Annotated in this window: 26 protein-coding genes; 14 read left to right on the top strand and 12 right to left on the bottom strand. The window is 71.8% G+C overall.

What is annotated here, in order from left to right; genetic code table 11:
• Window positions 1–211 precede the first annotated feature (211 nt).
• Window positions 212–703, bottom strand: coding sequence for a CGNR zinc finger domain-containing protein (locus ABZ911_RS26400; RefSeq protein WP_358061154.1), 492 nt, complete (start codon window positions 701–703; stop codon window positions 212–214).
• Here ABZ911_RS26400 and ABZ911_RS26395 point away from each other — a divergent pair.
• Window positions 663–1,157, top strand: a complete 495-nt coding sequence (locus ABZ911_RS26395; RefSeq protein ID WP_358061151.1) for a hypothetical protein — start codon at window positions 663–665, stop codon at window positions 1,155–1,157. The two genes, ABZ911_RS26400 and ABZ911_RS26395, sit on opposite strands and share 41 nt — an antisense overlap.
• A 17-nt stretch (window positions 1,158–1,174) precedes the next feature.
• Here ABZ911_RS26395 and ABZ911_RS26390 read toward each other — a convergent pair whose 3' ends face one another.
• The 6 genes from ABZ911_RS26390 to ABZ911_RS26365 form a co-directional block, all read right to left on the bottom strand.
• On the bottom strand, window positions 1,175–2,260 hold the full coding sequence (locus tag ABZ911_RS26390) for a hypothetical protein (protein WP_358061148.1): 1,086 nt from the start codon (window positions 2,258–2,260) through the stop codon (window positions 1,175–1,177).
• A gap of 9 nt (window positions 2,261–2,269) precedes the next feature.
• Window positions 2,270–2,800 carry a hypothetical protein gene (locus ABZ911_RS26385; RefSeq protein WP_358061146.1) on the bottom strand — a complete coding sequence of 177 codons (531 nt, stop codon included), beginning with the start codon at window positions 2,798–2,800 and terminating at the stop codon, window positions 2,270–2,272.
• Window positions 2,801–2,877: 77 nt separating this feature from the next.
• Complete coding sequence (locus tag ABZ911_RS26380; protein WP_358061144.1) at window positions 2,878–3,687, bottom strand: nuclear transport factor 2 family protein; 810 nt, start codon at window positions 3,685–3,687, stop codon at window positions 2,878–2,880.
• A gap of 87 nt (window positions 3,688–3,774) precedes the next feature.
• A complete protein-coding gene (locus ABZ911_RS26375) occupies window positions 3,775–4,920 on the bottom strand; it encodes an amidohydrolase family protein (protein ID WP_358061141.1) in 1,146 nt (381 codons plus the stop codon).
• Window positions 4,921–5,016: 96 nt separating this feature from the next.
• Window positions 5,017–7,143 carry an anthranilate synthase component I gene (locus ABZ911_RS26370; protein ID WP_358061138.1) on the bottom strand — a complete coding sequence of 709 codons (2,127 nt, stop codon included), beginning with the start codon at window positions 7,141–7,143 and terminating at the stop codon, window positions 5,017–5,019.
• 209 nt (window positions 7,144–7,352) lie between these two features.
• Entirely contained in the window at window positions 7,353–7,685 is a 333-nt protein-coding gene (locus ABZ911_RS26365) for a hypothetical protein (protein WP_358061135.1), read from the bottom strand.
• 131 nt (window positions 7,686–7,816) lie between these two features.
• Between ABZ911_RS26365 and ABZ911_RS26360 the strand changes: the two genes are divergently transcribed.
• Both ABZ911_RS26360 and ABZ911_RS26355 read left to right on the top strand, forming a co-directional pair.
• Window positions 7,817–9,403 carry a CocE/NonD family hydrolase gene (locus ABZ911_RS26360; protein ID WP_358061132.1) on the top strand — a complete coding sequence of 529 codons (1,587 nt, stop codon included), beginning with the start codon at window positions 7,817–7,819 and terminating at the stop codon, window positions 9,401–9,403.
• Window positions 9,403–10,371 (top strand): WYL domain-containing protein, encoded by a 969-nt coding sequence (locus ABZ911_RS26355; protein ID WP_358061129.1) that lies wholly within the window; start codon window positions 9,403–9,405, stop codon window positions 10,369–10,371. The genes ABZ911_RS26360 and ABZ911_RS26355 overlap by 1 nt, the downstream gene beginning before the upstream one ends.
• Here ABZ911_RS26355 and ABZ911_RS26350 read toward each other — a convergent pair.
• Window positions 10,362–11,270: an SDR family oxidoreductase gene (locus tag ABZ911_RS26350; protein ID WP_358061126.1), complete on the bottom strand. Its 909-nt coding sequence runs from the start codon at window positions 11,268–11,270 to the stop codon at window positions 10,362–10,364. The genes ABZ911_RS26355 and ABZ911_RS26350 overlap by 10 nt on opposite strands.
• Before the next feature lie 239 nt (window positions 11,271–11,509).
• Here ABZ911_RS26350 and ABZ911_RS26345 point away from each other — a divergent pair, with 239 nt between their 5' ends.
• Together ABZ911_RS26345 and mctP are read left to right on the top strand one after the other, a co-directional pair.
• Complete coding sequence (locus tag ABZ911_RS26345) at window positions 11,510–11,728, top strand: DUF3311 domain-containing protein (protein ID WP_358061123.1); 219 nt, start codon at window positions 11,510–11,512, stop codon at window positions 11,726–11,728.
• Complete coding sequence (mctP, locus tag ABZ911_RS26340; RefSeq protein ID WP_358061120.1) at window positions 11,725–13,335, top strand: monocarboxylate uptake permease MctP; 1,611 nt, start codon at window positions 11,725–11,727, stop codon at window positions 13,333–13,335. Before ABZ911_RS26345 ends, mctP begins: the two co-directional genes overlap by 4 nt.
• Window positions 13,336–13,399: 64 nt before the next feature.
• Here the strand turns inward: mctP and ABZ911_RS26335 are convergent, their stop codons facing one another.
• Window positions 13,400–13,837 (bottom strand): hypothetical protein, encoded by a 438-nt coding sequence (locus ABZ911_RS26335; protein ID WP_358061117.1) that lies wholly within the window; start codon window positions 13,835–13,837, stop codon window positions 13,400–13,402.
• 117 nt (window positions 13,838–13,954) lie between these two features.
• Here ABZ911_RS26335 and ABZ911_RS26330 point away from each other — a divergent pair, with 117 nt between their 5' ends.
• Window positions 13,955–14,641 carry a class I SAM-dependent methyltransferase gene (locus ABZ911_RS26330; RefSeq protein ID WP_358061114.1) on the top strand — a complete coding sequence of 229 codons (687 nt, stop codon included), beginning with the start codon at window positions 13,955–13,957 and terminating at the stop codon, window positions 14,639–14,641.
• Here the strand turns inward: ABZ911_RS26330 and ABZ911_RS26325 are convergent, their stop codons facing one another.
• Window positions 14,642–15,181, bottom strand: coding sequence for a hypothetical protein (locus tag ABZ911_RS26325; protein ID WP_358061111.1), 540 nt, complete (start codon window positions 15,179–15,181; stop codon window positions 14,642–14,644).
• A gap of 123 nt (window positions 15,182–15,304) precedes the next feature.
• Between ABZ911_RS26325 and ABZ911_RS26320 the strand changes: the two genes are divergently transcribed.
• From ABZ911_RS26320 to ABZ911_RS26295, 6 genes are all read left to right on the top strand, one after another.
• On the top strand, window positions 15,305–15,685 hold the full coding sequence (locus ABZ911_RS26320) for an ASCH domain-containing protein (RefSeq protein WP_358061108.1): 381 nt from the start codon (window positions 15,305–15,307) through the stop codon (window positions 15,683–15,685).
• A 98-nt stretch (window positions 15,686–15,783) separates the two neighbouring features.
• Window positions 15,784–16,929 carry a serine/threonine-protein kinase gene (locus ABZ911_RS26315; protein WP_358061106.1) on the top strand — a complete coding sequence of 382 codons (1,146 nt, stop codon included), beginning with the start codon at window positions 15,784–15,786 and terminating at the stop codon, window positions 16,927–16,929.
• 53 nt (window positions 16,930–16,982) lie between these two features.
• Complete coding sequence (locus tag ABZ911_RS26310; protein ID WP_358061103.1) at window positions 16,983–17,765, top strand: hypothetical protein; 783 nt, start codon at window positions 16,983–16,985, stop codon at window positions 17,763–17,765.
• Window positions 17,762–18,865, top strand: a complete 1,104-nt coding sequence (locus tag ABZ911_RS26305; RefSeq protein WP_358061100.1) for a hypothetical protein — start codon at window positions 17,762–17,764, stop codon at window positions 18,863–18,865. Before ABZ911_RS26310 ends, ABZ911_RS26305 begins: the two co-directional genes overlap by 4 nt.
• 28 nt (window positions 18,866–18,893) lie before the next feature.
• Window positions 18,894–20,342 (top strand): hypothetical protein, encoded by a 1,449-nt coding sequence (locus tag ABZ911_RS26300; protein ID WP_358061097.1) that lies wholly within the window; start codon window positions 18,894–18,896, stop codon window positions 20,340–20,342.
• The gene (locus ABZ911_RS26295; RefSeq protein WP_358061093.1) at window positions 20,339–21,631 is read left to right on the top strand and encodes an AAA family ATPase; all 1,293 of its coding nucleotides are present in this window, start codon (window positions 20,339–20,341) and stop codon (window positions 21,629–21,631) included. The genes ABZ911_RS26300 and ABZ911_RS26295 overlap by 4 nt, the downstream gene beginning before the upstream one ends.
• A gap of 4 nt (window positions 21,632–21,635) precedes the next feature.
• Here ABZ911_RS26295 and ABZ911_RS26290 read toward each other — a convergent pair whose 3' ends face one another.
• A complete protein-coding gene (locus tag ABZ911_RS26290; protein ID WP_358061090.1) occupies window positions 21,636–22,574 on the bottom strand; it encodes a GNAT family N-acetyltransferase in 939 nt (312 codons plus the stop codon).
• Between the two features lie 65 nt (window positions 22,575–22,639).
• Here ABZ911_RS26290 and ABZ911_RS26285 point away from each other — a divergent pair, with 65 nt between their 5' ends.
• Window positions 22,640–22,960 (top strand): STAS domain-containing protein, encoded by a 321-nt coding sequence (locus tag ABZ911_RS26285; RefSeq protein ID WP_358061087.1) that lies wholly within the window; start codon window positions 22,640–22,642, stop codon window positions 22,958–22,960.
• On the opposite strand, the gene ABZ911_RS26280 is transcribed toward ABZ911_RS26285, so the two are convergent.
• The gene (locus ABZ911_RS26280) at window positions 22,941–24,503 is read right to left on the bottom strand and encodes an MDR family MFS transporter (RefSeq protein ID WP_358061085.1); all 1,563 of its coding nucleotides are present in this window, start codon (window positions 24,501–24,503) and stop codon (window positions 22,941–22,943) included. The two genes, ABZ911_RS26285 and ABZ911_RS26280, sit on opposite strands and share 20 nt — an antisense overlap.
• Before the next feature lie 107 nt (window positions 24,504–24,610).
• Between ABZ911_RS26280 and ABZ911_RS26275 the strand changes: the two genes are divergently transcribed.
• Entirely contained in the window at window positions 24,611–25,213 is a 603-nt protein-coding gene (locus tag ABZ911_RS26275; protein ID WP_358061082.1) for a helix-turn-helix domain-containing protein, read from the top strand.
• The last annotated feature ends 29 nt before the right edge of the window (window positions 25,214–25,242 follow it).

The following is a 25,242-nucleotide window of genomic DNA, read 5'->3' as shown; positions in this document are numbered from 1 at the left end:
CAGCCCAGCGAACGCTCTCCTGGCGGGTACGGCTCGCACGGAAGTCGACATGGATCATCTCCTGATGGGCGTTTCACGTCTCCAGAAGAGCCTTCCAGTGATCTTGCCCCCGCCATTCCCCCCGCTGAAGGAACCAGCCGTCATACCCCGGTCGGCCACGGCCACAGATCATCATCTTGTGGACTACCCAGGGCGGCGATCCGGCGGACTGTCACTGCTTGGTCGAGGCGGCTCGGCGGGCGCGGTAGGCGGTGGCCTTGGTGCGGTTCTGGCAGGGGAGCCCGCAGAATCTGCGGGAGGCGTTGCGGGTGGTGTCGAAGAAGACCAGGCCGCAGCCGGACGCCTGGCAGGCGCCGAGCCTGGCCGCCTGGCCGACGCCGATGACCATCGCCAGGGCGGTGCCCATGTCGGCGGCCCACGCGTCCACCAGGCGGGCGCCCTGCCGGTGGAAGGCCAGGGTGTGCGGGCGGTCGGGGTGGCGGTGCACGCTGGGGACGGCGGCGTGCCGTACCAGCAGGGCGTTCAGGGCTTCCGTGGCCTCGTCGAGGTCGTCGCCGGCGGCGAACAGGGGCCTCAGCGTCCTCGCGATGTCCGCCAGGGCGTCCGCGTCCGCGGGCGGCAGGGGGCCGGTGATGGCGGCGAGGCGTTCGGAGGGCGGCGGGGTGGTCCTGCCGAGGGCCAGGGGTACGGCCAGGGCGTTCACCAGGTGGACCGCTGTCTCCACCCACCTGCCCACGGGGCACGCCTACACGGTGCTGCGCGAGCACCGGGGTGACGGCCACCTGGCCGCGCTGCTCGCCGCGGGGCTCGACCCGTGCGAGGCGCTGGTGTCCTTCGCCGCCGTCGGCGCCGCTCCCGTGGCCAACTTCGCCGGGCGCGGCTGGAGCGAGCAGGAGTGGGCCGAGGCCCGCGAGCGGCTGGCCGTACGCGGGCTCGTGGACGCCGAAGGGGCCGCGACCGAGGCCGGGCGGGCGCTGCGGGACCAGGTGGAGCGGATGACCGACGAGCTGGCGGGCGCGCCGTGGCGGGCGCTCGGCGCCGAACGGGCCCAGCGGCTGGCGGAGCTGAACCTGCCCCTCCTCGGCGCTGTCTTCGGGTCGGGCCTGCTGCCGCGCACGAGCACGCTGGGCATCGGCACCGTGCAGGCCCCCGCCTGAGATCCGCCCGTCGCGGGTCAGCCGTACCGGAGGACGGCGTGCATCTCGCGGTCGCCACCACCGGCGGCGGCGACCGCCCACAGGCCGCCGGTGCCGGGGATGGCGGTGATCGAGGTCCGGGTCACCGTCTGGTGGTCGTAGTCGCGCTGCTCCCTGGTGAGGACCACGGGACTGTAGGAGGCGCGCAGCGCGCCGCCCGAGTACCGCAGGAACAGCACCTGCTTGCCGCGTGACAGGTCCACCCCGCTGGCCCACACGGTCCCGGAGGAGTCGGCCGTCAGCCCGGAGAGCCTGCCCTTGGCGACCGGGACGGGCACCTGCCTCCAGGCCGTGCCGTCGAAGCGGAGCGCGATCGGCTTGGAGGTCTCCAGCGCCGCCCCGGTGTACCCGACGGCCCACGCCTCAGCGCCCGCCCCCTGCCACACCCTGGTCAGTTTGCCGCCCGGGATGGACGGCACCGGCGAGACCTTCCACCCCGTACCCGAGGCGCCGCCGCGCAGGATCAGCGGCTGGTCGCCGGTCGAGCCGACCGCCCAGATGCCGCCCTTGCCGGCGGTGACCGCCGCCAGCGACCCCGGCGTGGCGTGCGCCTGGTAGAAACCGCGCGCCGCCGTCCAGCCCAGCACGACCCCCTTGCCGCCGGTCCGGGTGCCGACCGCCCAGGGCCGTCCCGCCGAGACCGCCACGTCGTAGAGCCGGTCCTCGGCGGCGGTGCTCAGCGGCGTGTAGCCGCGCCAGCGGGAGCCGTTCCAGTGCCCGGCCCACGGGCGGGTGCCGTTGCCCACGGCCCACACGGCGGGCCCGGCGCTGATGCCTTCGACGTGCTCGACGTCGAAGGAGGCGGGCAACTTCACCTGCTTCCAGGCGGAGCCGTTCCAGCGGATGATCGCGCCGCAGCCTTCCCGGTCCTCGGCGCTGCAGGCGTACCCGGCCGCCCACGCCTGGCCGGGCCCGGTGGCCGAGACGTCGAGCAGGGCCGTGGCCGGGGACCCGATCGTGACGCCGTTCACGACCTTCCAGCCGGGCGCGACGGTCTCCGCCACAGCGGTTCCCTGCGCCGCCATGGTCAGCGCGGCGAGCGCGGTCGTCACCGTACGCAGCATCTGTTCTCCCTAACGGACTGCGGCGAGGATCGCCGGGAAGGACGGGGTGAGCTTGGCGGCCGTCGCCTTGTCGGCGTTGACCAGGTAGACCTCGACCGCGCGGTCGCCGCCGCCGGCCAGGCCCTCCACGACGGCGCCGGAGCGCTCGCAGGTGCCGCTTTTCGCGACCTGGCCGCCGTTGTCCGCGCAGGTCTTGGCGAAGTTGTCCTTGACGGTGGCGGCGTCCGCGCCGGTGACCACGTCGGCGCGCAGCACCAGCGGGTCGCCGTCCTGCGGGGCGTCCGCCGCGGTGTACAGGCACACGGTCGCCTTGATCGACTCGGCGGTCTCCAGCGGGTGGTCCTCGCGCTTCTCCCGCAGCTGCCAGGTGAGCGAGGTGGCGGCGGACAGGTCGGCCACGGCGATCGGGCAGCCGTCCGCGGCGGCGGCGGGAGCGGCCGCGGCCCGGCCACCCTCAGTGGGTCCGGCGGAGGATCCGCACCCGGCCAGCAGCACGCCGGTCAGGGCGAGGAGGGGGAGGAAGGCGTGCTTCGGGGTCATGGTGAGCCTCCACGGTCTTCAGGTGGCCTGTGCGTCATTGGTACGGCGAACGCCTTGCACCCTGCTTGCACGAACTATCAGTCGAGATAGGTGCGCTCGTAACAAATGAGGCCGTCGCGCAGGTGGATGATGTCGCAGCCCTGCAGCAGGACGGGCCTGCCGGGCTCGGGCAGGGCGGGTGACAGCCGCCGCGCCACCGTGCCCGCCCAGTCGTACTCCAGCACCGCCCGCCCGAGACCGTCCTGCGACAGCGCCGACACGGTGATCGTCCGGTCCGGCACGGCCGTGAGGTAGGCGGCGAACACCTGGCCGTGCTCGACCCGGCTCGCCGCCCTGATCCCCTGCCCCGCCATGACGTAACGGCGGTCGGCGGTGAAGAAGCCGAGCGCCCGCTCCACCTCACCCGCGTTGAACGCCTCCACGAACGTGGTGATCAGCTTCCCGGCACCCTCGCGGTCGCAGGGGGCGGGCCGGTGGGCGGCGGGCGGGGTCGGGACGGCGTCGGCGGGGGTGTCGTCGTAGTAGCGCGCCGACCAGATCAGCCCGTCGTGCACCTGGACGACCTCGCACACCTCCCGCTCGAAACGGGTCCCCCGCGGGCCGAGGGAGGGCATGCCGTCGGAGGCGACCAGGCCGGTGAGGGTGTACTCCACGGCCGCCCTGCCGCTGCTCTCGTCTGCGACGATGGAGCGCACCCGCATCCGCCTGCCGGGGGCCACGGCCAGCAGCATCTCGCCCGCCGCCCGTACGGAGGCCCTGCCGCGCACGTCGATGTCGAGCCTGCGGCACTGGTAGGTCGCGTCGTCGGCGAACCAGCGGGCGATCCGGCCGGGGTCCCCGCGGTCCGCGTCATCCATCCAGCCGGCGACGGTTTCGGCTACCTTCATGGGCTCCTCCTCCACGTCTGCACCGGATCTTCCATCCCGTGACGGAGTGCGCGCATGAGTAGCCTCTACTCAGGCCGAGCCTGGCGGTCAGAGGCGGTACACCCGGCGGGCGTTGCCCGAGCCGATCATGTGGGCGATCCGGACGGCGTCGGAGACGCTCCACTCCCCCGAGGCGATGCGCGTGCCGAGCGACCGGGCCAGGCCGTGCCGGAAGTAGAGCGCGCCGAGCAGGCAGGTCTCGGCCACGCCGTAGCAGTCGGAGCTGAACAGCTGCTTGTGGAAGGGCGCCAGCTCCAGCAGCTCGTCCATCACCGCGGCCGACCCGGCGGCGGTGTGCGTGAGCGCCAGTCCCACGTCCACGTACACGTGCGGGAAGACGCCGGCCAGGTAGGCGGCCTGGCGGTGGAAGGGGTAGCAGTGCAGCAGCACGACCGGCACGCTCATCGGCTGCAGCGCCCGGATGAACCCGGTCATCCGGGCCGGGTCCGCGCGGTGCAGGTCGAGGTCGGGATCGCCGAAGCCGGTGTGGAACTGCAGCGGCAGGCCGCGGTCGCGGGCCGCGTCGACACCGGCCCACAGCAGGTGGCGCAGCAGGATCGGGTCGGTCAGCCGCTCCTTGGGCGCCGACAGCCGCCGGTTGGCCGCCGCGATCACCGAACCCCTGGTCGGCCTGGACGGGTCGAAGTCGAGGCCGTGCCGGTAGGCGATGATCGACTTCAGCCCGACCGCCCTGGCGGCCCGCGCGGCCAGCTCCTCGACGAGGCTGTCCATGTAGTCGACGGCCGCCGTGGACGCCTCGGCGACGTCCTGCTCGATCTGCTCCAGCCGGACGATCTCGTCGGCCGCCGCCCCGCCGTAGCGGCCCAGCTCGGCGGCGGTCAGCAGCTCGGGGCCCTCCAGCCCGGTGTCGACGAGGAAGGCGACGACGCCCGCGGCCCGCAGCAGCCGCCGGTTGACCTCGCCCGCGCCCAGCTCGTGCCGCCTGGCCAGGTAGACGGCCGGGGCGGCGTGCGGCTCCAGGTCGAGCACCGGCGCGCACCAGCGGCGGATGGCCGCGCCGATCGGGGTGTCGAAGTGGGTGGTGCCCGGCGGCGCCGGGGTGCCCGCCTCGGTGATGAGCAGCTCGAACTGGGCCCGGCGGAGATCGTCGCGGCGCACCCCGTGACAGTGGTGGTCGACGAGCGGGGCGAGCAGGGCCGCACGTAGCGCGTCGGGCAGATCTACCGGGAACATGCGGAGACTCTAGGCGCTACTCCCCCGGCCCGCCCGGCTTTTGCCGAGCCATGCCGATCGACCGGCCGCCCTCGCGGCGGCCGGTCGATCCGGTGGTCAGCGGCGGGTCAGCCGCAGCACGTTCGCGATCACCTTGGCGCCCGCACCGCCTTCGGCGGTGAGGATCGACTCGGGGTGGAACTGTACGGCGAAGCGCCGCCTCTCCACGTCCTCGATCGCCATCACGTTCCCGTCGGGCGTGAGCGCCGTCGCGGTGAAGCCCACCACCCCCGCCTTCTTGGCGTGCAGCGAGTGGTAGCGGGCCGCGGTGAACCGCTCGGGCAGCCCGTCCAGCAGCGCGCTGTCGCCCAACCGCGACACCTGGCCGCGCTTGCCGTGCTCGGGATAGTCGAGCAGTTCCAGCGTGCCGCCCGCGTGCTCGACCATGGCCTGCAGGCCGAGACAGACGCCGAAGACCGGCAGGTCGCGGGCGTAGAGCACGTCGATGAGCGCCGACATGCCGAAGTCGGACGGCCAGCCGGGGCCGGGCGAGAGCACCACCAGGTCGGGCGCGATCTCGTCGACGGTCGCGGCCGGGAAGCCGTGGCGCAGCGTGACGACCTGTGCGCCCTGCTGCCGGAAGTAGTCGGCCAGGGTGTTGACGAAGGAGTCCTCGTGGTCGACGAGCAGCACCTTCATGCCTTCGCCCGGCTGCTCGACCGGCTCGGGCTCCTTGGCTAGCTCGGGCTGGTTGACGGCGGCCAGGGCGCCGAGCAGGGCGCTGGCCTTCAGCTCCGTCTCGCGCTCTTCGGACTCGGGGTCGGAGTCGAACAGCAGGGTGGCGCCGGCCCGGACGGTGGCGACGCCGTTCTTGACCTGGGCGGTGCGCAGGGTGAGGCCGGTGTTCATGGAGCCGTCGAAACCGATGAAGCCGATGGCTCCGCCGTACCAGCGTCTGGTGGTGGCCTCGTGGTCCTCGATGAACTGCATCGCCCACGTCTTGGGGGCGCCGGTGACGGTGACCGCCCACATGTGGGTGAGGAAGGCGTCGAGGGCGTCGAACTCGGGGCGCAGGCGGCCCTCGATGTGGTCGACGGTGTGGATCAGGCGGGAGTACAGCTCGATCTGGCGGCGGCCGATGACCTGGACGGAGCCGGGGACGCAGATGCGCGACTTGTCGTTACGGTCGACGTCGGTGCACATGGTCAGCTCGGACTCCTCCTTGACGGAGGAGAGCAGGGTGCGGATGGCCTCGGCGTCCTCGACGGGGTTGCTGCCGCGGGCGATGGTTCCGGAGATGGGGCAGGTCTCCACGCGGTCGCCGGTGACCCGGACGTACATCTCGGGCGAGGCGCCGACCAGGTGCTCGCCCTCGCCGAGGTTGATGATGAACTCGTAGGGGGCCGGGTTGCTGTGGCGCAGGCTGCGGTAGAACGCCGACGGGTCGGTGCAGGGGGCGTGGAAGACCTGGCCGGGCACGACCTCGAACAGGTCGCCGCGCTTGAACCGCTCCTTGGCCGCCGCGACAACCTCCGCGTAAGCCCCCCGTTCCGGATTTTTCGGGATCTCGGTGGGGGTGACCTGGGGGATCGTCTCGCCGGTGCGCTCCAGGCCGCGGGTGGTGGCGCCGTCGACGGTGAACTCGTAGCGCACCTCGACGCTGGTCTCGCGCACCCGGTCGATGACCACGAGCCGGTCGGGCAGGTGCAGCACCAGGTCGCGCTGGTCGTCGGGGCGCACCAGCTCCTGCCTGATCGGCTCGAACTGGAAGGCCAGGTCGTAGCCGAAGGAGCCGTACAGGCCCAGGTGCTGGTCGTCACCCTTGAAGGCGGCGATGACCTCGCGGATCGCGGTGAACACGGTCGGGCGGCGGCTGCGCATCTCCTCGGGCAGCAGGTCCTCCGACTCCGCGACGTGGACCTGCACGAAGTCGGCGGTGGGCTCCTCGACCGGCTTGCCGGCCGCGAGCAGGCACGAGGAGACCGCGGGCAGCACCACACGGCCGCGCTCGTTGAGCGCCCTGGCGGAGATCACACGCCCCCTGGCGACGAGCTCCACGCACGGGTCGACGTAGCCGAAGGCCCATCGGCTGTAGCGGCCCGGGTAGTCCATGCCCGAGGAGAACGCCCCACCGCGGCGCTCCCCGAGCGCGGTCACGATCTCCTCGAGGGCCTCTTCGGGCACCTCGCGAACCTCACGCTCGACGCCGACGCCCCCGGCGGTGGTATATCCGCTCGTCTCCACTGATGCCCCTTGTCAACTGATGAGCCCCGGGGCGGACATGACAATGGCCGCCTTCCGGGGCGGCCGTCCTGGTTGAGGAATGCGAATCGCGCGCCGCCTAGAAGCGGCGCCACCACTGAAGTTGCAAGCGGGTTCGCATGGGCCAAGCGTAGCCGCCGCACTGGAGATCATGCAACGCCGCCGCCCGGCCCTCACGCGCACTCCCGCTCCTAGAACCGGTCCAGCTTCTTCCGCGTGGTCGCCCCGATCACCTCGACGCCCTTGGTGCCGAGGATGCCGTCCGTCGGCAGGGACACCGTGTACGGCGTGGTGGCGGGCAGGCCGATGCCGGGCAGCATGCCGATCACCTCGATGCCCCAGTACTCCGGCTGCCTGATGTACACCAGCGGGGACAACTGGACCGTCATGTTCACATACGGCTTGGTGCCGCTGACGACCAGGATGAACGTCTCGGGGACGATCCCCGGCACGAGTTCCGCGTTCTCGAAGTCGATGAGCCGGACCGACGACGACGGCGGCAGGCTTGCGAAGTCTTCACTCATGACACAGCCCCTTCAGGTGCGAAACGTAGTCATTGCTTAACTCACAGTAACCGTCGATGGCGGAGATGAACACCCCCGCCTTGTTCTGGGGCGCGCGTCTCTGTTACTGCTTGATCCGGGGGTGAGGCCGCATGAGGGTCAAGGTGCACAGAGATCTCCCCGTCCCGATGCCCGACGGGGTGACCCTGCTCGCCGACAGGTACGCGCCCGTGGGAGCCGAGCGGGCGCCGGTGATCCTGATCCGCTCGCCGTACGGCAGGCGGGGCCTGTTCGGCCTCATGTACGGCAGGGGACTGGCCCGCAAGGGCTTCCAGGTGGTGATGCAGAGCTGCCGGGGCGGCTACGGCTCCGGCGGCCTGCTCGACCCGCTCGGCGACGAGCACGACGACGGCCTGGCCACGGTGGCCTGGCTGCGCGAGCAGCCCTGGTATCCGGGGGCGTTCGCCATGCACGGCCCCTCCTACCTCGGCTACACGCAGTGGTCGATCGCCCCCTATGCCGGGCCGGAGCTCAAGGCGATGGCGGTGCAGATCAGCGCCTCGCAGTTCAGGGACGCCGCCTATGTGGGCGGGGCGTTCGCGCTGGAGTCGACGCTGAGCTGGACCACGCTGACGGACGTGATGTCGCGGCGCTTCGGCGGCGCGGCGATGTTCAGGGCGCCGCGGCTGACCCGCAGGGCGGTGCTGTCGAGGCGGCCGGTGAGCGAGATGGATCTGGTGTCGGCGGGGCATCCGCTGCGCTTCTACCAGGACCTGGTGGCACATCACGCGGATCCGGCCGTGCCGTACTGGGACAGGAGGGACTTCTCCCCCGCGGTCGGGCAGGTGGCGGCCGAGGTGACGATGCTGGGCGGCTGGTACGACGTGTTCCTGCCGTGGCAGCTCAAGGACTACCTGACATTGCGGGCGGCGGGGCGGCGGCCGTACCTGACGATCGGGCCTTGGTACCACGTGGACGTGCGGCACGGGCCGGTGGCGCAGGCCGAGACGCTGGCCTGGTTCCGCGCCCACCTGCTCGGCGACACCTCGGGGCTGCGCGAGTCCCCGGTGCGGCTGTACGTCACGGGGGCGGGGCAGTGGCGCGACTACCCCGACTGGCCGGTGCCCGGCATGCGCCCGGCGCTGTGGCACCTGCAGCCGGACTTCGGGCTGGCGCCCGTGCCCGCGCCGCCTTCCGAGCCGGACCGCTACCGCTACCACCCGTCGCACCCGACGCCGGTGATCGGCGGGCCGGTGCTGCTCAGCGACTCCCGGCCGCGCGACCAGCGCAGGCTGGAGTCCAGGCGGGACGTGCTGGTGTACTCCTCCGAGGAGCTGCCCGCCGACGTCGAGCTGATCGGCCCGGTGAGCGCGGAGCTGTTCGTGCGCTCCAGCACGCCGTACGTCGACGTGGTGGTGCGGCTGTGCGATGTGCGGCCCGGCGGCCGGTCGGCGAACCTGTGTGAGGGCGTGCGGCGGCTGACGCCCGCCGACGGTCCGCCGGACGCCGACGGGGTGCGGCGGGTGCGGGTGGAGTTGTGGCCGCTCGGCCACCGGTTCAGTCGCGGGCACCGGATCAGGGTGCACGTGGCGAGCGGCGCCTATCCGACGATCGCCCGCAACCTCGGCACCGGCGACCCGCTCGGCTCGGGCGGCGCCGCCGTGGCCGCCGACGTCGAGGTGTTCCACGATCCCGACCGGCCGTCGGCGCTGACGCTGCCGCTGGTTCCGCTCGGCTGATGCGTGCCGCCCGGCTGATGTCGCTGCTCCTGCTGCTGCAGGCGCGCGGCGGGATGACGGCTCCGCAATTGGCCAGGGAGCTGGAGGTGTCGGAGCGTACGGTGCACCGCGACGTGCGGGCGCTGTCGGAGGCGGGGGTGCCGGTCTACGCCGACCGGGGCAGGGCGGGCGGCTACCGGCTGCTGGCCGGTTACCGGACCCGGCTGACCGGGCTGGACCGGGCCGAGGCCGAGGCGCTGTTCCTGTCGGGGGTGCCGGAGGCGCTGCGCGACATGGGGTTGCGCGAGGTGGCCTCGACGGCCCGGCTGAAGGCGGCCGCGGCGCTGTCGCCCGGGTTGCGGGACGCGCCCGCGACGGCGGCTCAGCGCTTCCACCTGGACGCGCCCGGCTGGTTCGCGGGCGACAACCCGCCACCGGGGGCGCTGGCGCCGCTGGCCAGGGCGGTGTGGGGGGACCATCCGGTGACCGCCCGCTACCGGGGCACCGAACGGGCGGTCGAGCCGTACGGGCTGGTGCTGAAGGCCGGAGTCTGGTATCTGGCCGGGCGTTCGGGCGGGCGGCTGCTGACCTACCGGGTGGACCGGTTCGACGCGGTGGAGGTGCTCGCCGAGCGGCGTTTCGACCGCGATCCCGGCTTCGACCTGGCCGCCTTCTGGCAGGAGCGGTCGTGGCAGTTCACCAGGTCGCTGCTCAGGACCACGGTGACGCTGCGGGTCACCCCGGCGGGGCTGGCGGGGATGCGGTACATCGCCGACCCGGTCGCGCTGGCGGACACGCTGGCCTCGGCGGGCGAGCCCGACGGGGAGGGCAGGATCGTGGTCGCCCTGCCCGTCGAGTCGCTGGAGGTGGCCTACCACCAGGTGCTGCGGTTCGGCCCGGAGGCCGAGGTGCTGGATCCGCCCGAGTTACGCGAGCGGATCACGGCGGCGGCGGCCGCGCTGGCCGCGCTCTACTCCGGTCAGCGGTAGCCGGTGGCGTCGGCCGGTCTGCCGGCGTCCTGCACCTCCACCAGGTAGCGCCAGGCGTCGGGCCTGCTGCCGTCGACGTCGGTGAAGCCGTACACCTGGGCGAGCTCCCCGCTGGACAGCGACTGGCCCGACCACCTGGCCCGGTCGGGGTCGGCGGCCAGCGCGGCGACGGCCCGGCCGGTGAAGGCGGGCGTCTCCGACACGACGAAGTGCGGCTGCTTGTCGAGGGCGTCGCGCCAGTTGGCCTCGGTGACGCCGAACAGCTCCAGCATCATCTCCGAGCGCAGCCAGCCGGGCGTCAGCGCGACGGCGGTGGCGCCGTGCTCGCGCAGTTCGTGCGCCTGGGCGTAGGCCAGCCTGGTGACCGCGATCTTGGCCAGGTCGTAGAAGATGTTCACCCGGTAGTGGGCGTCGTTGTACTCCTTGATGCCGTCGGTGACCTCCACGACCAGGCCGCCCGGGTTCTTGATCAGCAGCGGCAGCGCGTGGTGGCTGGTGATGAGGTGGGTGTCGACGGCCAGACGCAGCAGGCGCAGGCCGTCGTCCAGGTCGTGCTTCCAGACCGGGGTGTCCCAGGCGGCCAGCGGGTCGCCGCCCCAGATGTCGTTGACCAGCACGTCGAGACGGCCCTGCTCGCGGCCGATCCGCTCCACCAGCGCGGCGACCTGGGCGGAGTCGAGGTGGTCGACCTGTACGGCGATGCCGGTGCCGCCCGCCGCGGTCACCCGTTCGGCGGTCTCCTCGATCGTCTCGGGCCGGTTCATCTCCGACCGCCTGGTCCTGGTGGTCCGGCCGGTGCAGTACACCGTGGCCCCCGCCGCGCCGAGCTCGACGGCGATGCCCCGCCCCGTTCCCCTGGTCGCCCCGGCCACCAGGGCGATCTTTCCGTTGAGATCCATGCGCCGATCCTTCCCGCGATACAGGACGTCTCATGTCATGTTTTTCTTCTTCGACTGCGGCGGCGGCAACGCGCTGGCCTTCTTCTGGTTCGAGCGGACCGGCTGAGACCGGGTCCGGGGAGAAGATCACCGCCGTTCGTCGCGACAACCAGACCGTTCGGCGATCGGTGACCTGGCCGAAACTCACGCGTCATTACAGTGCGGGCAGACCTGACTCTCCTCCATCCCGGGAGAAAACGTTGTTAGACAAGTCGCCGCCGCGGACCGACCGCAGCCCCTGGAACTGGCTGCTCCTCGTGCCGATCGCCATCCCCCTGATGCCCTTCCTGTTCAACGCCTTCGAGCCCCGCCTGCTCGGGTTTCCGCTGTTCTACTGGCTGCAGCTCGCCTTCATCATCCTCGGTGTCACCTCGACGACGGTCGTCTACCAGATGACCAAGCGGAGGGAGGGGCGGTGAGCGAGCACCTGACCGAGATCGTCATCTTCACCGTGCTGTTCCTCGTGGTGAGCGGCATGGGGTTCGTCGCGTCCCGCTGGCGCAGGCCCGACAATCTGGCCAGCCTCAACGAATGGGGGCTGGGCGGGCGCAACTTCGGCTCCTGGGTGACCTGGTTCCTGATCGGCGGGGACCTCTACACCGCCTACACCTTCGTCGCGGTGCCCGCCCTGCTGTTCGGCGCGGGGGCCACGGGGTTCTTCGCGGTGCCGTACACCGTGGTGGTCTACCCGCTGGTCTTCCTGGTGCTGATCAGGCTGTGGTCGGTCTCGCACGTGCACAACCTGGTGACGCCGGCCGACTTCGTGCGGGTGCGCTTCGGCTCGCCGACGCTGGCGCTGCTGGTGGCGATCACCGGCATCGTGGCCACCATGCCCTACATCGCGCTGCAGCTCGTCGGCATCGAGGCGGTGCTGAAGACGATGGGCATCGCCGGGAGCGGCTTCCTCAGCGACCTGCCGCTGATCATCGCGTTCGTGATCCTGGCCGCCTACACCTACCAGTCGGGGCTGCGGGCGCCGGCGCTGATCGCCTTCGTCAAGGACATCCTCATCTACATCGTGATCCTGGTGGCGATCATCTACATCCCGGCCAAGCTCGGCGGCTGGGAGGTGATCTTCGGCAAGGCGCAGGAGAAGTTCGACAAGACCGTGCCGCTGACCGACGGCACCATCCTCAACGCCAACAACCAGCTGCAGTACATCACGCTGGCGCTGGGCTCGGCGCTGGCGCTGTTCCTCTACCCGCACAGCATCACCGGCGTGCTGGCCTCCAGGAACCGCGGCGTGATCAAGCGGAACATGTCCGCGCTGCCCGCCTACAGCCTGCTGCTGGGCCTCATCGCGCTGCTCGGCTACATGGCGATCGCGGCCGGGACCAAGCCGATCGGCACCGACAACAACACGGTCGTGCCCAACCTGTTCGACCAGATGTTCCCCGACTGGTTCGCGGGCGTCGCCTTCGCGGCCGTGGGCATCGGCGCGCTGGTGCCCGCCGCCATCATGTCGATCGCGGCGGCCAACCTGTTCACCCGCAACATCTACCGCGAGTACTTCCGGCCGGACGCGACCGACGCCCAGGAGGCGAGCGTCAGCAAGATCACCTCGCTGGTGGTCAAGGTGGGCGCGGTGCTGTTCATCCTGCTCATCGACCCGCAGTTCTCCATCGACCTGCAGCTCATCGGCGGCGTGATCATCCTGCAGACGCTGCCGTCGGTGGCCATCGGGCTCTACACCCGCTGGTTCCACAAGGCGGGGCTGATCGCCGGGTGGATCGCGGGCATGGGCGGCGGCATGCTGCTGCTCTACAACATCGAGAACCCGGCCATCAAGCACGCCCACTTCGGCGGCTCGGCCTTCCAGCTCTCCAAGCTGGGCCTGGACACCAAGATGACGATCTACGCCGGGTTCCTGGCGCTGCTCCTCAACCTGGTCGTCGCGGTCCTCGGCACCTGGATCGCCCGCGCCCTGAAGACCCCCGACGGGGTCGACGGCACCCAGCCCGACCACTACTTCGCCGACGAGGGCGACCCCCGCGTAAAGGACCTGGAGGTGACCGGCTCCACCTGAGGGCAGCGGGGCCGGCCGCCGACCGGCCCCCTCTCCGCTCAGGAGGAGCGGGCGGGGACGGATCTCAGAGCGGCAGTTCGCGAGCGCGCCAGCGCCCGGGGAAGGCGGCCGAGACCACCAGGATCGCGCCGACGACCAGGTAGAGGCCGGTGACGCCCGCGAGCAGGCCCGGCGCCTCGTCGGTGCCGGTGAGCGGCTCGATCGGCGGCAGCAGGCCGATCACCAGGAAGGCCACGTCGGGGCTGCTGGCGAACGCCGCGCCGAGCGCGGCCAGCGGCAGCCCGCACACCAGCGCCGCCAGCGGCGACAACCACGGCCAGCAGGCCAGCAGGCCGGTGACGAGGACCACGGCGGCTAGGTAGCCGAGTCCGGCGAGGTCTGGGACGAGCAGCGCGTACGCCTCGCGCAGGGCCTTCGCGCCCGCCTCGGTGAGGTAGTAGACCAGCGGCAGCGCTGTTCCACCGGCGACCGCGCCGATCAGATGACGTACCGCGTCCGGCACCCTGCCCCGCCTCTCCTAGCTCAGCGTTCCCATCTTCCCCATCCGAAGCGGCCATGTCACGATCTCCGGACGAACACGTGCTACCCCGGCAGGCCGTGGAACATTAGCGTCGAAATCATGACGATCACCCCTAAGGGCGGAACAGGACCCGGCTCGATCACCCCCGACGGCTCCCCCGTGGACTTCTACACGCTGCTCTCCCCGGGTGACGACCCCGAGATCATCAGCGGCGCCGTCACGCCCGGCGGCACCATCCTGGAGCTGGGCGCGGGCGTCGGCAGGGTCACCCACGCCCTGCTCGAGCGCGGCCACCGGGTGACCGCCGTCGACGAGTCGGCCGACATGCTCGCCCACGTCAAGGGCGCGGAGATCGTGCACTCCGGGATCGAGGGGCTCGACCTCGGCCGCCGCTTCGACGCGGTGACGCTCGGCTCGCAGCTCGTCAACACCGCCGACGACGAGCTCCGGCAGGTGTTCCTCGCCGTCTGCGCCCGGCACATCGCGCCCACCGGATGCGTGCTGCTGCAGTGGCAGCCCGCGGAGGCGCACGACGCCTGGCAGGCGGGGAACGGGCGGGAGGAGAACGGCATCAGGATCGAGATGGCGAGGGTGGAACGGATCACACCGGAGCTGTTCAGCAGCACCATGCGGTACACGGCCGGCGAGCGGGTGTGGACCCAGTCGTTCACCTCGCGGCGGCTGACCGACGAGGAACTGGCCGCCGAGCTGGAGCGGGTAGGGCTGGCGCTCGACCGCTTCCTCGACGAGCGGCGCACCTGGGTGCGGGCGGTTCCAACCGGCTGATCAGGGGCTCTGCCGGAGGTACGGCGGGCCTTCGGGCTGGTGATACGGCTGCTGCGGATGCTGCTGCTGGTACGGCTGCGGCGGACGCGGGTACCCGCCCGGCTGGCCGTACCCCTGGGTGATCGGCTTCTTCGCGGAGCGCCAGCGGTCGGGGAAAGCGGCGGGGACGATCAGCACCACGGCCAGGATGAGGTACAGGCCGCTCATGCCCGCCGTCGAGGAACCGTAGCCGGTCAGGAAGTCGGGCAGGAACCTGTTCCTGATCAGCCCCGTCCCGATCTGGACCAGCCACAGCAGCCCCGCCGCCAGCAGGGGCAGGGCGGCGAGGAGCCCGGCGAGCGGGGAGAGCCACCGCCAGCCGACCAGCACGCCGATCAGCAGCGCGGCGACGACGAGCAGCGCGTAGCCGGCGTAGCCGGGCCTGAACGTGCGCATCACGTCCGCGACCTCTTCCAGGCCCCAGATCAGCAACGCCATGACGACGGCCCCCGCGATCAGGCCGATCACCGCCCCGACCAGATGTCGCACCCCGTTGGACATGCTTCCGCCATTCTTTCGATCGATTCCGTCCCGTAAAGGCTGGCCTGTCCCCTTCGATCTTTCAACTGGCGTTCGCCTGGAGCCGGGGGCGGGCAGGCCGGGCGTCTCGGGCAAGATGGGCGGATGACGACAGATCTTGAGGTGTACGACCTGGGCCTGCCGGGGCCGATGCGTGATCGCCTGGTGGCCGCCGTGATGCGGGGCGACAAGCGGGCCACCTCCAGTCTGGCGCTCTTCTACGGCGACGAGCCCCTGCCTGTCGCGGGGCGGCGTTTCCTGCTGGCGGACAGCGGCGGGGTGCGGGGCGTCGTGGAGGTCACCCGGGTGGAGCTGGTGCCGCTGGGCGAGGTGGGCGACGACGTCGCGCACGCCGAAGGAGAGGGCTTCGCGGACGCCGCCGCCTGGCGGGCCGCGCACGAGGGCTTCTGGAGTCCCTACCTGGACGAGGCGCTCACGGACGAGTCCGTCGTGGTGGTGGAACACTTCACGTTCGAGCGGCGATAGCCGTACGGGATCATGGCCGTGTGCTCCTGTGCGGGTGGGCGGTGCGTGGGGGCGGGGCGCCGGTAGGGTGCCGGTTCAGGGATGTGCGGAGGTGAGCGGTGGCGCCCGAAGTGGCGGGCTATGAGGTGCTCGGGCTGCTCGGGCAGGGCGGCTTCGGCGTCGTGTACCGGGCCAGGCAGCTCGCGGTGGGGCGCGAGGTCGCGCTCAAGGTGGACAATCGGGTGCTGGTGTCCGAGCGGGACCGGCGCAGGTTCATGCGCGAGGTCACCTCGGCGGGTGCGCTGTCGGGCCACCCGCACGTGGCGCACGTCTACGACGCGGGCGTGCTGTATGACGGCCGGCCGTACATGGTGCTGGAGCTGTGTCCGGGCGGGTCGCTGTCGGACCGGATGCGGGCGGGCGTCCTCGGGCCCGCCGAGGTGCGGGACATCGGGGTGCGCATCGCCGACGCGCTGGCCGCCGCGCACGCGGCCGGGGTGCTGCACCGGGACGTCAAGCCCGCCAACATCCTGATCAACCGGTACGGCAACGTGGTGCTGTCGGACTTCGGGCTGGCCACGATGCCCGAGCCAGGGGCCGAGGTGTCGGTGACGCGGGAGTCCCTCACTCCTGCCTACGCGCCGCCCGAGGCGTTCGAGCTGACCGAGCCCAGCGCGGCCGGTGACGTCTACTCCCTGGCGGCGACCCTCTACGCCCTGCTGTCTGGCAGGCCGCCGCGCTTCCCCGAGACCGGGATCGCCAACCTGGCCGTGATCATGGCCTTACACCGCCAGCCGATTCCCGAGATCCCCGGCGTTCCCGCCCCGCTGACCGAGGTACTGCGCCAGGCCCTCGCCTGCGACCCCGCCCAGCGCACCCCGGCCGCCGCCGCCCTCCGCGACGCCCTGGCCGCCCTTCCCGGAACCGTGTTCACCAACCCGGCCCACACCGGGCCTTCCCAGGACTCCCCCATGCCCAGGGTCCCCTATCCGGTGGAGCCGGACGTGTCGGAGGAGTGGCTCAGGCCGGTCGGGCAGCATCCCGTCGCGCCCGGCGGATACCAACAACCGGGCGGGCCGTACCAGCCCGCCTATCAGCCCGGGCTGGTTTCTCAGCCCGTCGCCTGGGCCGGGGCGCCCACCGGCGGGGCCGTGACGGGCATGCCGACCGTGCGGTCCGGCGGGGGCGGGCGTTATGCCATCCTGTCGGCGCTGTTCGCCGCGATGATTGTGGCCGGTGTGGTGCTCATGGCCACCGGCCACTAACGGTTCGCCCGAAAATACTGGGAAATACTGGAACTCTTGCTACGATTCGCGCCATGAGTGACGAGCTTGACGATCTCGAACGGCAGATCGCCGAGCTCCGCACGCGGGTGCGCAGGGCCGTCAAAGCCAAGGACAGCGGCCACGCCAGGCACCTGAGAGCGGACCTGCGCAGAGCCGAACGGGCCTGGGATCACCTGGTGGCCGGGCCCGCCCCCGACGACGGCCCCCTGCTGCCGCCCCTGGTGCCGGTGCGCGAACAGGTGCACCAGGCGCTCACCCTGCTCGGCGTGCCCGCCGCCCCCAGGCTGGTGGTGAGCGTGCAGGACGCGTTCTTCGGCGGCTCCCTCAGGAGCCCGCAGCTCACCAGCCTCAGACGGGACGAGGAACGCTCGTTCAGAAGCTCCCCCCACGCCCGCCCGTACTACCTGTCCGCGGCCCTGACCGACCGCCTCTCCCCGGCCCGCGGCCTGCTCGCGGTGAGCACGTGGCCGATGGCGAGCCGGATGGTCGGGCCGCTGAGCCCGCGCGTGCACTTCCTGACCTCGGCCGAGCGGGTGGCCGGGCGGGTGGGCGGGCTGGCCGAGCCGCCACCCCAGGCGGTGCGGCTGCTGGCCAGGATGGCGCGCAACATCCCCGGCGCCATGGACGGCTTCGCCGAGCCGGAGCCGGACAGGGTGGCGCGGGCCGCGCTGGAGGAGCTGGCCGTACACCAGGAGACCGACGCGCGGCAGCGCGAGGAGCTGGCGGCGCGCGCCGTGTCGCAGCTCGGTGACGTTGCGCGACTGTTCGGTGCCACTACGCTGAGCAGCGTCGCGAGAAAGGGAGCGTCCGCTTGAGAAGCAGGCTTGACGCGCTGCGCGGGACCACGCCGCCGAAGCCGCACGACGCCAGGGCCATCGCCGCACTGGCCGCCAACCCCGGCTGCGCGCGGCGGGCGCTGATGGACGGCGCGGGCGTCGACAAGGACGCCGCCGCCCGGCACCTGGGCTTCCCCGCGCCGTTCGGGCAGTCGCCGTTCGCGATCACCCGGGGCAACGTGTTCGAGGGGCTGGTGAAGGCCGACGGCTGCGCCGAGCTGCTGCGGATGCTGCGCGAGCTGCTGGACCTGCCGATCCCGCTGGTCGCCTACCACGACGTCGACAACGTCGGCGCGCACCTGCGCCACGCGCACACCCGCACGCTGGTCGACCGGGCCGCGCGCGACGAGCGGGACTCCGGCACGCTGTTCGACCACCCGCTGCTCAGCCTGGAGATCGCCGGGCACACCGCCTACCTCGAGCCCGACGTGGTCGCCTTCCAGCTCGGCGGGCGCTTCCACATCGTGGAGATCAAGTCGTTCGCGGTGATCGACGGCCAGGCCGACCCGGCGGGCGTGGCGGCCGCGGCCCGGCAGGCGGCGGTGTACGTCCTGGCGCTGCGCGACCTGCTGGAGGAGCTGGGCCACGACCCGCTGCGCGTCTCCCACGACGTGGTGCTGGTCTGCCCGGAGAACTTCGCCAACAAGCCCGTCGCCACCCTGGTGGACGTGCGCAGGCAGCTCGCGGTGCTGCGGCGCCAGCTCACCAGGATGACCGGCATCGACGGCCTGCTGGCCGACCTGCCCGAGGAGCTGACCTTCGACCTGCTGCCCGGCGACGACGGGTTGCCCACCCGCCCGGCCGCCGACCTGGCGCGGGCGGTGGCGACGGTGAGCGCCCGGTACGCGCCCGACTGCCTGTCCACCTGCGACATGTGCTTCTTCTGCCGCGACGAGGCGCGCCGGGACGGCAGCTCCGACCTGCTGGGCCGCCAGGTGCGCGACGCGCTGGGCGGGGTGGCCTCGGTGGAGGAGGCGCTGGGCCTGGCCGAGGGCACCCGGGACCCGCGGCCCGGCCAGGAGGAGATCGCCCGTCTGCTCCGCGAGGCGGAGCGGCTGCGCCGGGAGTGCCTGACATGACCGCGCCACCTGCCGCAAGGACGGGCCGATGAGCATCCTGACGTCGCTGGCCAGGCTCAGGGCCCTCAAGGAGGGCGTGGCGCAGCCGATCGCGACGGTACGGCACTGCCACCTGTCGGCGCGGCCGATGGTGTTCATCCCGCTGAAGCTGTCCGGCGAGGCCGCCGCCCCGCTGGCCGCGATGCTCGGCACAGATCCGGCCGCGCCCCGCCTGCTCGTGGTGCCCCAGCCGCGCAACCGGGACCTGCGGTTCGCCTTCGCCGCCGAGCTCGCGGGGGTGCTGCTGCCGTACGTCGAGGGTTTTCTGGAGCGGACCGAGACGGTCGAGAAGAAGAACGCCGACCCGTACGAGCGGGTGCTGGACGCGCCGCAGTTGCTGGTGCCGAACCGGGCGGGGGTGGCGTTCACCGGGCTGCTGGGCCGCTCGACCAGGTTCCGGCGCTCCGAGGGCCCCTACCCGGTGCCGGCGGAGGTGCCGCTGCTGGGGCGGTGGCTGACCTACTTCGGCGAGCGGGCCGCCTACCCGGGGTCGTCGCTCATGATGGCCGCGAGCGAGGAGCTGGCCCGGCACTGGGCGAGCGGCCAGAGCGGCCTGGAGGACGCCAACCTGGCGGCGCTGCTCGGCTGGATCGCGCCACCCGAGGGCCGGACGGGCGCGCAGGCGGCCGAGGACGCCGAGGATCCGCTGCTGTGGCCGCCGGCCGGTCCGGTGACCGACCCCGGGTTCGACGCCGAGGTGCTCGCGCCCGCCATCGAGGAGGGCTCCACCGAGCGGATCACCGAGGCGCTGCGCACCCAACTGGAGCCGACCTGGCGGCTGATGTGGCAGGCGGTCGGGCTGCTCGGCGCGCTGCCCGAGGGGCCGAGCGCGACGGCGCGCTGGGAGTTCGACCGGGGCTCGTTCAGCGCGATGGCGCAGCAGATCGCTGAGGGCTCGCCGCCGCAGGCCCGCCGCGACGGCGCGGTCGGCGCCGCCTCCAGGCTGGCCAGGATGGAACGCGCCCAGGCCGCCTACGACGTCCAGCGCGCCTACGACGACCCGCTGGTGATGGCCGAGTACCGGCTGTCCGGCGAGGCCTTCGCCGGCGAGGTGGTCGAGACCGACCCCGACAACGTCGAGGGCGAGGGCCGCTCCCGCAAACTGCGCCCCCTCGTCCACATCAAGACCGACGACCCGGTACGGCTGCCGCCCGGCACCGCGCTGGGCACTCCCGGCCGCCGAAGCCAGGGCGCCCAGCTCGTCTCAGCCGGCGACGGCCTCGTCATCCTGAAGATCACCAAGGGCATGGGGCGGGGCAGGACGCCCGCGCCCGGCACGGTCCCCGAGCCCGGCGAGCGGGTCTGCTACACCTCGCTGACCGACGACTTCCAGGGCTCGCCGACCCTGCCGGAGCGCGAGCGCACACCGTGGACGCACGGCGGGCCGCCGCAGGACTACGTCCCCAACGACGACGACGCCCGGGAGGAGTGGGAGTGAGCGACCCCGAGGAGGTCATCCGGCGGGTTCTCGCCGATCTGCCGAGGCATCGCGGGGTGGTCGTCGACTCCCCGCCGGGCGCGGGCAAGTCCACCCTGGTGGTGCGGGCAGCGGCGCACATCGCCGCGACCGGCGAGCCGCTCATGATCGTGGCGCAGACCAACGAGCAGGTCGACGACCTGGTGGAGCGGATCGCCGACAAGCACCCCGACCTGAGCGTCGGACGGCTGTCGGCGGCGGGGTACGTGCCCCCGCGCAGGCTGCTGGAGCTGCCCGGCGTCACGGTGGGCACCAAGATCGAGGATCTCAACGATCCGGCCATCGTGATCGCCACGGCGGACAAGTGGGCGTGGATCGGCGACCGGGTGTGGCCGTGGGCGATCGTGGACGAGGCCTACCAGATGCGCTCGGACAAGCTGCTGCGCATCGCCGCGCTGTTCGAGCGGGCGCTGTTCGTGGGCGACCCGGGCCAGCTCGACCCGTTCTCGATCGTGGACGGCGACCGGTGGGCGGGCCTGTCCTGGGATCCGGTGCAGAGCGCGGTGTCGGTGCTGCTGCGCCACAACCCCGACCTGCCAGTGCACCGGCTGCCGGTCTCCTGGCGGCTGCCCGCCTCGGCGGCGCCGGTGGTCTCGCGGTCCTTCTACCCGTTCACCGGGTTCCGGTCGGGCACCTCCGACGGCGACCGGGCACTGGAGTTCACCACGCGCGGCATGGGCACGCCGCACGACCTGGCGCTGGAGGAGGCCGCGCGGTCGGGGTGGGCGTTGCTGGAGCTGCCGAGCAGGCACACGGTGCGCACCGACGCCGAGGCCGTGCAGGCGGTGGCGCTGCTGGCCACCCGGCTGCTGCAGCGCGGCGGCGTGGCCGCCTCCGAGCGCGGCCAGGCGCCGGTCACCGCCGACCGCATCGCGGTCGGCGCGGCGCACCGGGACCAGGTGGCGGCGATCAGGAACGCGGGCGTGCCGCCGGAGATCACCGTGGACACCGCCAACCGGCTGCAGGGGCGCGAGTACGACGTGACCGTGGTGCTGCACCCGCTGTCGGGGCGCAGGGACGCGACGGCCTTCCACCTGGAGTCGGGGCGGCTGTGCGTGCTGGCCTCCCGGCACCGGCACGCCTGTGTGGTGGTGGCCAGGGCCGGGATCGCCGAACTGCTCGACGCCCACCCCTCGGCGGAGCCGGTGCAGCTCGGCGTGCCGGTGAAGTTCCCGGACGGCTGGGAGGCCAACCAGTCGATGCTCGAACACCTGGCGGCGCACCGGGTAGCCGCCCGCGAGCCCCGCTGAGGGTCTAGACGCGCCTGCGCCAGACGTCGATCACCAGGACCGGGCGCATGCCCACCGACTGGTAGAGGTCGAGGGCGGGGGTGGTGTTGTTGGCGTCGACGTGCAGGACGGTGCCCTTCCTGCCGCGGGCGGCGTCGGCGGCGAAAGCCGTACGCAGCAGGAATCTGCCCAGGCCGCGGCCGCGGTGTTCGGGCAGGGTGGCGAGGGTGGCGACGTAGCCGCAGTTCTCGTCGGGGACGAAGTGGTTGGCGCCGACGAGCATGGCGGCCGGTTCGCCGTCGATCCTGGCGACGGTGAGCTGCGACCAGTCGGTGGTGCTCTGCGTCTGCTTGCGGGTGTACCACTCGTCGTAGGTGAGGGGGACGAAGCCGAAGTGGTCGGCGAAACCCTTCTGGTGGATGGCGTGGGCCTCGCGGCGCACCTCGTCGGTGACGCCCACGTGCAGGGTGAGGCCCTCGGGAGGCTGGGGCGCCTCGACCGGCCCGTCGTGGTCGACGCGCAGCCGGTGGAAGCTGGTGCTCGGCTCGAAGCCGTGCGCCTGGGCCAGCGCACGCTGGGGCTCGTCGGTACGGTAGACGCCGATGTCGACGGTGGCGCCCTGGTGACCGGCCTCCTCGGCGAGCTCGCGGGCACGTTCCAAGACCGTCGACCACAGCGTGGCGGTGCGCTCGCCCTGGGTGCCGGGCCGCTCGATCACCTCGATGTCGACCAAGTCGCTGTCGCCCTTGCGGGAGGCCCACGCCCAGGCGACGAGCCGGCCGTCCTCGTCCTGCCAGAGCCAGCCGTCGCGGTCGAGGTCGAAGCCGGGCTCGGCCAGCTCGTCGGTGACGTCGTTGAGCGTCATGTCGGGGTGGCCCACGGCCGCGATGTCGCGGGCCGAGATCAGTTCGTGGATGGCGGCGGCGTCCTCGGTCCGGGGCCGGCGCGGCTGGTGATGATCCATGACGCTGATTGTGCATTTCCGGATGCTCGTGCGCCTCTGGTTTTTTACCTCGGTACTCTGGGGGCGTGCTTGACAGGACCCCGCTGCGCATCGAGGTGCTCACAGCTGACGCGACGACCGTCCAGGTCGCGCTGAGCGGCGACCTGGACTACGTCACCGTGGCCCAGCTGTCCGCGCTCACGCTGGCCCCCGGCTATCGCAGCCTCGACATGGACCTGTCGGGGCTGCTGTTCATCGACTCCTCCGGGCTGGCCGCGCTGATCAGGCTGGCCAACGTGGCCAACGCGGAGAAGGCGTCGTTCCGGGTGACCGCGCTGACGCCCTACCTGCGCAACCTGCTCCGCATGACGGCGCTCGACCAGTTGTTCAACGTGCCACGGGAGTGACCTTCTCGCCCTTTTCGGTGGCCGGCTCGCCGCCGCGCAGCGGGATCTCCTTGATGAACGCGGCCAGGATCGGCACGATCACCGCGAACAGGATCGCCCACCAGAAGATGCCGGAGATCGAGACGGCCAGCGACTCCAGGAAGCCGGTGCGCACGGGCGCGTCGAGCTTGGCCAGGGCCGCGGGGTCCATCCGGCCGCCCTTGGCGATCTGCGCGGCCCCGGGGCCGAGCCGCTCGGTGAGCTGGGCGCTGAGCTGGTTGTTGAAGATGGCGCCGAACAGCGACACGCCGAACGAGCCGCCGATGGAGCGGAAGAACGTCGAGGCGCTGCTGGCCACGCCCAGGTCCTTCTGCTCGACGCTGTTCTGCGCGATCAGCATGGTGGTCTGCATGAGGAAGCCCATGCCGAGGCCGAGCACGGCGATGAAGACGCCGGTCTGCCAGGTGGGGGTGTTGACGTCCTGCAGGGACAGCAGGAACATGCCGAGCGCCATGCCGATGCCGCCAACGAGCGGGTAGACCTTGTACCGGCCCGTCTTGGTGATCATCTTGCCGACGAAGATGGAGACCACCATGGCCGCCGCCATCATCGGGAGCAGCAGCAGGCCGGAGTTGGTGGCCGAGGCACCCTGGACGGTCTGCTGGAACAGCGGCAGGAAGTTGATCGCGCCGAACATGGCGAAGCCCAGCAGGAAGCCGATCAGCGAGATGAGCGTGAAGTTGCGGTCCTTGAAGACGTGCAGCGGCATGATCGGCTCGGCCACGCGGAGCTGGACCGGCACGAAGACGCCGAGGGTGACGACGGCGAGCGCGGCCAGGCCGAGGATCTGCGGCGAGCCCCAGCCGTACTCGTTGCCGCCCCAGGTGGTGATGAGGACGAGCGCGGTGATGCCGACCGACAGCAGGGCGGCGCCGAGCCAGTCAATGCGGTGCTCGGTGCGCAGCTTGGGCAGCTTGAGCTTGAGCGCCAGCAGGATCAGGGCGACCACGCCGATCGGCAGGTTGATGTAGAAGGCCCAGCGCCAGTCGAGGTTGTCAGTGATGAAGCCGCCGACGAGCGGGCCGGCGATCATGGCCAGCGACATGGCGCCGGCCATCATGCCCTGGTACTGCCCGCGCTCGCGGGGCGGCACCAGGTCGCCGATGATGGCCATGGCGTTGACCATCAGGCCGCCGGCGCCGAGGCCCTGCAGGGCGCGGAAGGCGATGAGCTCGGCCATGCCGTCGGAGGGGCCGCCGAGGATGTCGGAGCCGGCCATGCCGCAGAGCGCGGATCCGATCATGAAGATGACGATCGAGGCGAGGAAGATGTTCTTGCGGCCGTACAGGTCGCCGATCTTGCCCCAGATGGGGGTGGAGACGGTGGTGCCCAGCACGTAGGCGGTGACGACCCAGGACAGGTGGGAGAGCCCGCCGAGTTCGCCGACGATGCGGGGCATCGCCGTACCGACGATCATGTTGTCGAGCATGGCCAGGATCATGGCGAGGAGCAGACCTGGTAGGACGACCATGACCTCGCGTCGTCGTGTTCCGGTTTCGGCCACGACACCACCCCCAAGGAAGATTTTGATCTTGCTTACTTGCCGACCGGCTAGCCTGAGATAAGCTAGATTCTTACTTGCCGGCCGTCAAGTTAGATTCTGGGATATTCATGCGCGAAGACACTCGCTCGCGGATTCAGGAGATCGCGCTCAAGCTCTTCATCGAGCAGGGCTACGAAGCGACCTCCCTGCGCGAGATCGCCGAGGAACTCGGCGTCACCAAGGCGGCGCTCTACTACCACTTCAAGACAAAGGAAGACATAGTAGCGAGCCTGGCCGAGATGCGCGTCAACGAGATCCACGAGCTGCTCGACTGGCTCAGGCTGCAGCCCAGGTCACCCGAGGTCCGCCGCGAGTTCCTCGTCCGCTACGCCGTCCAGCTCGAGTCGTCGAGGCACCAGGAGATCATGCGCTTCCTGGAGCGCAACCAGACCGCGCTGCGCGACCATCCCACGATGGTGCGCACCCGTGAGCTCATGCTGGAGCTCGTGGAGGAGATCAACGAGCCCGGCGACCCGCTGCCCCTGCGGCTGCGCCGGGCGATGGCCCTCTTCTCTCTGCACGCCGGGATGTGGCTGAGCGAGCGCGACGCGGGCACTCGGGAGGAGAAGCGCGGCGCGACCCTGCAAGTCGCCCTGGAGATCCTCGACGGGCAGGAGAGCGATGAGGTGACCGTCAAGGCCGCGATGGAACGGTTCGGCGCCGCCGGGTGAGCCGGGCGGGTTGAGGCCGGGCATCGGGG

It is taken from the genome of Nonomuraea sp. NPDC046570 (assembly GCF_040645915.1).
Lineage (GTDB): Bacteria > Actinomycetota > Actinomycetes > Streptosporangiales > Streptosporangiaceae > Nonomuraea.
This window is presented reverse-complemented; position numbering and strand designations above follow the sequence as displayed.